This window comes from Streptomyces sp. NPDC006510, from assembly GCF_040611955.1.
Taxonomy (GTDB): Bacteria; Actinomycetota; Actinomycetes; order Streptomycetales; family Streptomycetaceae; genus Streptomyces.
In genome coordinates this window covers 21,735-29,061 of sequence record NZ_JBEXPH010000108.1, presented here as the reverse complement: position 1 = coordinate 29,061, position 7,327 = coordinate 21,735, and the positions used below count along the sequence as shown (strand labels likewise).

Here is a 7,327-nt window from a genome sequence, read left to right as displayed (position 1 = left end):
GGTTTTGTTCCGTGGCCCAAGCGGGTGTCTTTCTTGGGCGGGGGGGGGGGGGGGGCGTAAGCCTAGTTCGCCGGGGTGGCCCGGGGGGCCCCCCCCCCCCCCCCCCGCCGCTCAGCCCTTCGGCGCCTGCGCCGCCTCCACCGCACCGCCGAAGCGCCGGTCCCGCTGGGCGAACTCCAGGCAGGCCCGCCAGAGGTCGCGGCGGTCGAAGTCGGGCCAGAGCACGTCCTGGAAGACCATCTCGGCGTAGGCGCTCTGCCAGATCAGGTAGTTGGACGTGCGCTGCTCCCCGCTGGGGCGGACGAAGAGGTCGACGTCCGGCATGTCCGGGTAGTAGATGTACTTCGCGAACGTCTTCTCGTTGACCTTGGCCGGGTCCAGCTTCCCGGCCGCGACGTCCTGCGCGATGCGCTGCGCGGCGTCGGCGATCTCGGCCCGGCCGCCGTAGTTGACGCAGAAGTACAGCGTCATCCTGTCGTTGTCCTTGGTCTGCTCCTGGGCGACCTGGAGCTCCTGGACCACGGACTTCCACAGCTTGGGCATGCGGCCCACCCAGCGGATGCGGATGCCCAGCTCGTCCATCTCGTCGCGGCGGCGGCGGATGACGTCCCGGTTGAAGTTCATCAGGAACTTCACTTCCTCCGGGGACCGCTTCCAGTTCTCGGTGGAGAACGCGTACAGCGAGAGGTTCTTGACGCCCATCTCGATGCAGCCCTTGAGCACGTCCATGACGACGCCCTCGCCGACCTTGTGGCCCTCGGTGCGCGGGAGGCCGCGTTCCTTGGCCCAACGGCCGTTGCCGTCCATCACGACGGCCACGTGCTTGGGCACCAGCTCGCCGGGGATCTTCGGGGGCGTGGCACCGGAGGGGTGCGGCTCCGGGGTCTTGTAGTCGCGCCGGTTACGGCCGCCGAGCATCCCGCGTACTGCCATGAACTGTCTCGCTCCCTGTGCCTGATCTGCCTGTGTCACTTCTCTACGTACCGCAGTGAGCGCAGCCCGCGCTCCAGATGCCAGTGCAGATAGGCGGACACCAGCCCGCTCCCCTCCCTGACATGACGCGCCTCGCACGCGTCCGCCGTCTCCCAGTCGCCGCTGAGCAGTGCGCTCAGCAGGGTGACGGCCTCAGCCGAGGGTACGACGCTGCCGGGTACCCGGCAGTCGCCGCATATGACGCCGCCCGCCGCGACGGAGAAGAACCGGTTCGGTCCGGACATTCCGCACTTGGCGCAGTCCTCGAAGCTGGGCGCGTAGCCGTTGACGGCGAGCGAGCGCAGCAGGAACGCGTCGAGGATGAGATGCGGCTCGTGCTCGCCGCGGGCGAGGGTGCGCAGCCCGCCGACGAGCAGCAGGTACTGCTGGACCGCGGGCTCGCCCTCGTGGTCGGTGAACCGCTCGGCGGTCTCCAGCATCGCGGTGCCCGCGGTGTAGCGGGCGTAGTCGGTGACGATGCCGCCACCGTACGGAGCGATCGTCTCGCTCTGGGTGCAGAGCGGCAGCCCGCGGCCGACCAGTTCGCTGCCACGGGCGAAGAACTGCACATCGACGTGGGAGAAGGGCTCCAACCGCGCCCCGAACTTGGACTTCGTGCGCCGCACCCCGCGCGCGACCGCGCGCACCCGGCCGTGGCCGCGGGTCAGGATCGTGATGATCCGGTCGGCCTCGCCCAGCTTCTGCGTGCGCAGCACCACGCCGTCGTCCCGGAACAAGCTCATGCGTCCATTGTCGGGCACGGGGACGGCCTGCGGGGCCCGTGGGCGGCCGGGACGGTCAGGAGGGGGTGCGCGCCGCCTCGGCGAGCAGCCGGGCCGTGTCCTGGGCACAGAGCTGCAGCGCGCTGCCGACCGCGGTCAGCACCTCGCGCTCCGCCTGTCCGTACGGGCCGTCGGCGAGCGCGATCCTGGCGCCCTGGAGCAGTATCGATTCGCGTCCGGCGGGGGCGAGATGCGGGGCGAGGGGTTCCAGCGCCTCGTGCAGTTCGATGGCGAGGGCCGCTCCGCACGCCTCGGCCGCGGGGTCGAAGACGGAGCCGTGGCCGGTGTCGGCGGCGAGGACCTCGACGACGGTGCAGAGCTGTTCCTCGGTGCAGTCGTCGAATCCGGCGCCGCGCACGATGGCGGCCGCGGTCTCCAGCACCGTGCGGGAGGTGGTGCCGCCGGCCGCGAGGACGCCGAGGGCGACGGTGTGGACGGCGTCCCGGAGCATGGCGGAGAGCCGGGTGGTGGTGGGGTGGTCGAGTGCATCGGTGCCGAAGTGCCCCCGGCAGGCGGCGCATTCGACGACGGGGCCCACGGTGCCGCGCCGCACCATCGGCACGCCGAGCACCGCGAATCGCCGACGGCCGATGAGCCGGCGGTAGTTGCGGTCGCCGCCGCAGCCGGGGCAGAAGAACTCCCCGTCGCCGACGGGGTCCCAGATGGTGCGGATGCCGCAGATACGCAGCTTCATGGCGCGTTGTACCAGGGCTGACCGCACGTCGCACACCTCCGTAACTCCCCCGTAGCCCCAAGGGCACGGGAGGTGCCCCCTCCGGCAACATTGCCGTGTGGACGTGATGTTAACCACAGTCGCGATGTGACGTCACCTCGCTCGTCACAACCGCCCGGAGATGGCCGAACCCCGCCCCCCGGATACGGGTGGACGGGGTTCTGTGGCCGTGCGGCCCGGGGCCCTTCCGGGCGCCGGATCAGCGGGTGGCGCGGTTGACGGCGGAGACGACCGCCTTCAGCGAGGCCCGCGTGGTGTTGGCGTCGATGCCGATGCCCCACAGGACCTTTCCGTCGATCGCGCACTCGATGTACGAGGCGGCCTGGGAGCTGGCGCCCTCGCTCATGGTGTGCTCGGTGTAGTCCAGCAGCCGGGCGTCGATGCCGATGGCCTGCAGCGCTTCGAAGAACGCGGAGATCGGTCCGTTGCCGGTACCGGTCAGCACGGTGTCCGCGCCGTCCACGGTCGCCTCGACGGTGATCGTGTCCTTGCCGTCGGAGCCGGTCGTGGTCTGGCCGGTGCGGATCTGTACCCGGCCCCAGGCGTCCTCCGGGTTGGGCAGGTACTCGTCGCGGAACGTGGACCAGATCTGCGTCGGCGTGACCTCGCCGCCCTCGGCATCCGTCTTGGCCTGAATGATCCGGGAGAATTCGATCTGCATCCGGCGCGGCAGGTCCAGCTTGTGGTCGTTCTTCAGGACATAGGCGATTCCGCCCTTGCCGGACTGCGAGTTGACCCGGATGACGGCCTCGTAGCTGCGGCCGACGTCCTTCGGGTCGATCGGCAGGTACGGCACCGCCCACTCGATGTCGTCGACCGTCTTGCCCTGGGCGGCCGCGTCGGCCTCCATGGCGTCGAAGCCCTTCTTGATGGCGTCCTGGTGGGAGCCGGAGAAGGCGGTGTAGACCAGGTCGCCCGCGTAGGGGTGGCGCGGGTGGACCTCCATCTGGTTGCAGTACTCGCTGGTGCGGCGGATCTCGTCGATCTGCGAGAAGTCGATCTGCGGGTCGACACCCTGCGAGAACAGGTTCATGCCCAGGGTGACCAGGTCGACATTGCCGGTGCGCTCGCCCTGGCCGAACAGGCAGCCCTCGATCCGGTCCGCACCGGCCATGAGGGCCAGCTCGGCGGCGGCGACGGCGGTGCCGCGGTCGTTGTGCGGGTGGACCGACAGGCAGACGAACTCGCGGCGCGACAGGTTGCGCGACATCCACTCGAACCGGTCCGCGTGCGTGGACGGCGTCGAACGCTCCACGGTGGCGGGCAGGTTGAGGATGATCTCGCGACCCTCCTCCGGCTGCCACACGTCGCAGACCGCTTCGCAGACCTCCAGGGCGAAGTCCAGCTCGGTGTCGGTGAAGATCTCGGGGCTGTACTGGTAGCCGAAGATCGTCTCCGGGCCCAGCAGCTTCTCCGCGTACTCCATGACCAGCCGGGTGCCGTCCACGGCGATCTGCTTGATGTCGTCCTTGGAACCGCGGAAGACGACCCGGCGGAAGGTGGGCGCCGTCGCGTTGTACAGGTGCACGGTGGCGCGGCGGGCGCCGACGATGGACTCGACGGTCCGCTCGATCAGGTCCTCGCGGGCCTGCGTCAGGACGGAGATCGTCACGTCCTCGGGGATCGCGCCCTCTTCGATGATGGAGCGGACGAACGCGAAGTCGGTCTCGCCGGAGGACGGGAAGCCGACCTCGATCTCCTTGTAGCCCATGCGTACGAGCAGGTCGAACATCTCGCGCTTGCGGGCCGGCGACATCGGGTCGATCAGGGCCTGGTTGCCGTCGCGCAGGTCGGTGGAGAGCCAGCGGGGCGCGACCGTGATCCGGTTGTCCGGCCAGGTGCGGTCGGGGATGTCGACAGCCTCGTAGGTGCCGTACTTGTGGATCGGCATCCCGGACGGCTTCTGCAGCTGAGTCGCGTTGGTGATCGGCGTCGGACGGCCGACAGCGGTTTCAGCGGGGGACTGAGCGGGATTTGCGGCGGTCATGGCGTACGGCTCCTCGGGGTCCAACCAGGGGGACGGCCGACTGTGTCACTGCAACACCAGACTCCGCGGGGAGGGGGTCGGCCTACGACTACAGGCCCTCGCCGCGGCAGCTAAGAAGAAGCAGCCCGAAACGCATGATGCAACGAGACTAGCCGAGAGGCGCCTGATGCGTCGGTCCCGTATCACTATGCGGGACCGGGCACGGGAAACGCCCCACAGTGACCGATCACTCCATTTCGTCAATCCTGATCGCAACCAGTGACAATGCGATTACCTGGTGCCACAGTCGGCTGCATGCACCCTCAGTCTCAGCGCGGGTTCCAACCCGTCTTCTGCACGATCGTGCCGCCCCAGGTCCTCGACAAGCTGTCGCAGTCCGACAACCCCGATCTCGCCGGTCCCGCCCGTCGCACCCTGGAGGGTGACGCGGCCCGCCGCACCCGCCGTCAGATGGCCACGGTCGTCACCGTGCCCGTCGCCCGCGCGGCCGGGGACGAGGCGTCCGACAAGCCCGACCGAGTCCTGTACGACTGCCGCAACGGCACCCAGCTGCCCGGCACCAAGGTCCGCGCCGAGGGCCAGAAGCCGACGAAGGACGCCAGCGTCAACCGCGCGTACGCGGGGCTCGGCGCCACCTTCGAACTGCTGCTCAAGGCGTACGGCCGTCGTTCGATCGACGGCCACGGACTGCCGCTGATCGGTTCGGTGCACTACGACGAGAAGTACAACAACGCCTTCTTCGACGGCGAGCAGATGGTCTTCGGCGACGGGGACGGGGAGATCTTCCTGGACTTCACCGTCGCCATCGACGTGATCGGCCACGAACTGACCCACGGCCTGACCCAGTACACCGCCAATCTGAGCTACTACGGCCAGTCCGGCGCGCTCAACGAATCCATGTCCGACGTCTTCGGCTCACTGGTCAAGCAGTACTCGCTGGGCCAGAGCGCGGACCGGGCCGACTGGCTGATCGGCGCCGGGCTGCTGGCCCCCCGCGTCCAGGGCGTCGCGCTGCGCTCGATGAAGGCGCCGGGCACGGCGTACGACGACGACGTGCTGGGCAAGGACCCGCAGCCCGCGTCGATGGAGGACTACGTCCACACCGGCGAGGACAACGGCGGGGTGCACCTCAACTCCGGCATCCCGAACCGGGCCTTCTATCTGCTGGCGACGGCGCTCGGCGGCAATGCGTGGGAGCGTGCCGGGCAGCTCTGGTTCGATGTGCTCACAGGTGGTCAACTGGCCGTGGACGCGGACTTCGCGTCCTTCGCCCGGCTGACGGTCGCCGCGGCCCGCAGCCGCTTCGGGGAGGGCGACGAGGCCGAGGCCGTCCTGAAGGCGTGGTCGGAAGTGGGCGTACCGACCGCGTAGCGCGATCCGGCCCCTTGCCCGGCCCGTCCGGCGTTGGAGGACACCGCATGCGGATTCAGGTCAGCAGGACCGGCGGCTTCGCCGGCATCGCACGCCACCGCGAGGTCGACACCGCCGGGCGGGACGACGCCCCGGAGTGGGAGGCGCTGGCCGAATCGGCTCTGGCCGCGGGCCACGACGCCCCGCCCCTCGGCGTGCCGGACGGTTTCCGGTACCGGATCACGGTCGGCGACCGGACGGTCCACTGCGCGGACCCGGGACTGACCGACGCCCAGCGGGCACTGATCTCACGCGTCCTGAAGGAGGGCGCGTGAGATCTGGTTACGCGTGACGTGGGGGCCCTGTGGCCCGGGTCACCCGTTTCCTCGTGGCCCGGCTGCTCAGAACCCCGGCTTCCGCAGCTGCTTGGGGACCCATCTCGACGGCCACCCTCGCACCCTTCGGGCAGCTGCGCCGTCCTCCGGCCGCCGGACCGGGGCAGGGCTCAGAACCCGAGCTTGCGCAGCTGCTTGGGGTCGCGCTGCCAGTCCTTCGCGACCTTCACATGGAGGTCCAGGAAGACCGGCGTGCCGAGCAGTGCCTCGATGTGCTTGCGCGACTTCGTGCCGACGTCCTTCAGTCGCTTGCCCTTCGGGCCGATGATGATGCCCTTCTGGCTCGGGCGCTCGATGTAGACGTTGGCGTGGATGTCGAGCAGCGGCTTGTCCGCCGGGCGGCCCTCGCGCGGCAGCATCTCCTCGACGACGACCGCGATGGAGTGCGGCAGCTCGTCCCGTACGCCTTCGAGCGCGGCCTCGCGGATCAGCTCCGCGACCATGACCATCTCGGGCTCGTCGGTGAGGTCGCCCTCCGGGTAGAGCGGCGGGCTCTGAGGGAGCAGCGGGGCGATCAGGTCGCCCAGCAGATCGACCTGGGTGTCCTTGACCGCGGAGACCGGAATGATCTCCGCCCACTCGAAGCCGAGCTCCTCGCCGAGGCGGGACACGGCGAGCAGCTGTTCGGCGAGTTGCTTGGAGTCGACCAGGTCGGTCTTGGTGATGATGGCGATCTTCGGGGTCTTCTTGATGCCCGCGAGTTCCTTGACGATGTACTTGTCGCCGGGGCCGAGCTTCTGGTCGGCCGGCAGGCAGAAGCCGATGACGTCGACCTCGGCCCAGGTGGTCCGTACGACGTCGTTGAGCCGCTCGCCCAGCAGCGTGCGCGGCTTGTGGAGGCCGGGGGTGTCGACCAGGATCAGCTGCGCGTCCTCGCGGTGCACGATGCCGCGCACAGTGTGCCGGGTGGTCTGCGGCCGGTTGGAGGTGATCGCCACCTTCTGGCCGACCAGAGCGTTCGTGAGGGTGGACTTGCCCGCGTTGGGGCGGCCCACGAAGCAGGCGAAACCGGCCCGGTGGGGGGCTTTGTCCGCAGCCTGCTGCGCGGCGGCTTCTGTGTCAGGTCGAACGCTCATGGCGCCCATTGTCCCCGATCCCGGCGGCCCCG

Annotated in this window: 7 protein-coding genes; 2 read left to right on the top strand and 5 right to left on the bottom strand. The window is 69.6% G+C overall.

Going from position 1 to position 7,327, the window contains the following annotated elements; genetic code table 11:
• Positions 1-111: 111 nt before the first annotated feature.
• The 4 genes from ABZY11_RS27760 to leuA all read right to left on the bottom strand — a co-directional run bounded on the left by ABZY11_RS27760 (position 112) and on the right by leuA (position 4,474).
• Positions 112-933 carry an isoprenyl transferase gene (locus ABZY11_RS27760; RefSeq protein ID WP_356481755.1) on the bottom strand — a complete coding sequence of 274 codons (822 nt, stop codon included), beginning with the start codon at positions 931-933 and terminating at the stop codon, positions 112-114.
• A 35-nt stretch (positions 934-968) separates the two neighbouring features.
• The gene (gene recO, locus ABZY11_RS27755) at positions 969-1,715 is read right to left on the bottom strand and encodes a DNA repair protein RecO (RefSeq protein ID WP_266915942.1); all 747 of its coding nucleotides are present in this window, start codon (positions 1,713-1,715) and stop codon (positions 969-971) included.
• Positions 1,716-1,770: 55 nt separating this feature from the next.
• Complete coding sequence (locus ABZY11_RS27750; RefSeq protein WP_356481758.1) at positions 1,771-2,448, bottom strand: TerB family tellurite resistance protein; 678 nt, start codon at positions 2,446-2,448, stop codon at positions 1,771-1,773.
• A gap of 238 nt (positions 2,449-2,686) precedes the next feature.
• Positions 2,687-4,474, bottom strand: coding sequence for a 2-isopropylmalate synthase (leuA, locus tag ABZY11_RS27745; RefSeq protein WP_356481754.1), 1,788 nt, complete (start codon positions 4,472-4,474; stop codon positions 2,687-2,689).
• A 294-nt stretch (positions 4,475-4,768) separates the two neighbouring features.
• Between leuA and ABZY11_RS27740 the strand changes: the two genes are divergently transcribed.
• Together ABZY11_RS27740 and ABZY11_RS27735 are read left to right on the top strand one after the other, a co-directional pair.
• Positions 4,769-5,845 carry a M4 family metallopeptidase gene (locus tag ABZY11_RS27740; RefSeq protein ID WP_356481753.1) on the top strand — a complete coding sequence of 359 codons (1,077 nt, stop codon included), beginning with the start codon at positions 4,769-4,771 and terminating at the stop codon, positions 5,843-5,845.
• Between the two features lie 47 nt (positions 5,846-5,892).
• A complete protein-coding gene (locus ABZY11_RS27735; protein WP_356481752.1) occupies positions 5,893-6,159 on the top strand; it encodes a protealysin inhibitor emfourin in 267 nt (88 codons plus the stop codon).
• Positions 6,160-6,329: 170 nt separating this feature from the next.
• Here the strand turns inward: ABZY11_RS27735 and era are convergent, their stop codons facing one another.
• Positions 6,330-7,304 (bottom strand): GTPase Era, encoded by a 975-nt coding sequence (era, locus tag ABZY11_RS27730; RefSeq protein WP_356481751.1) that lies wholly within the window; start codon positions 7,302-7,304, stop codon positions 6,330-6,332.
• Between the last annotated feature and the right edge of the window lie 23 nt (positions 7,305-7,327).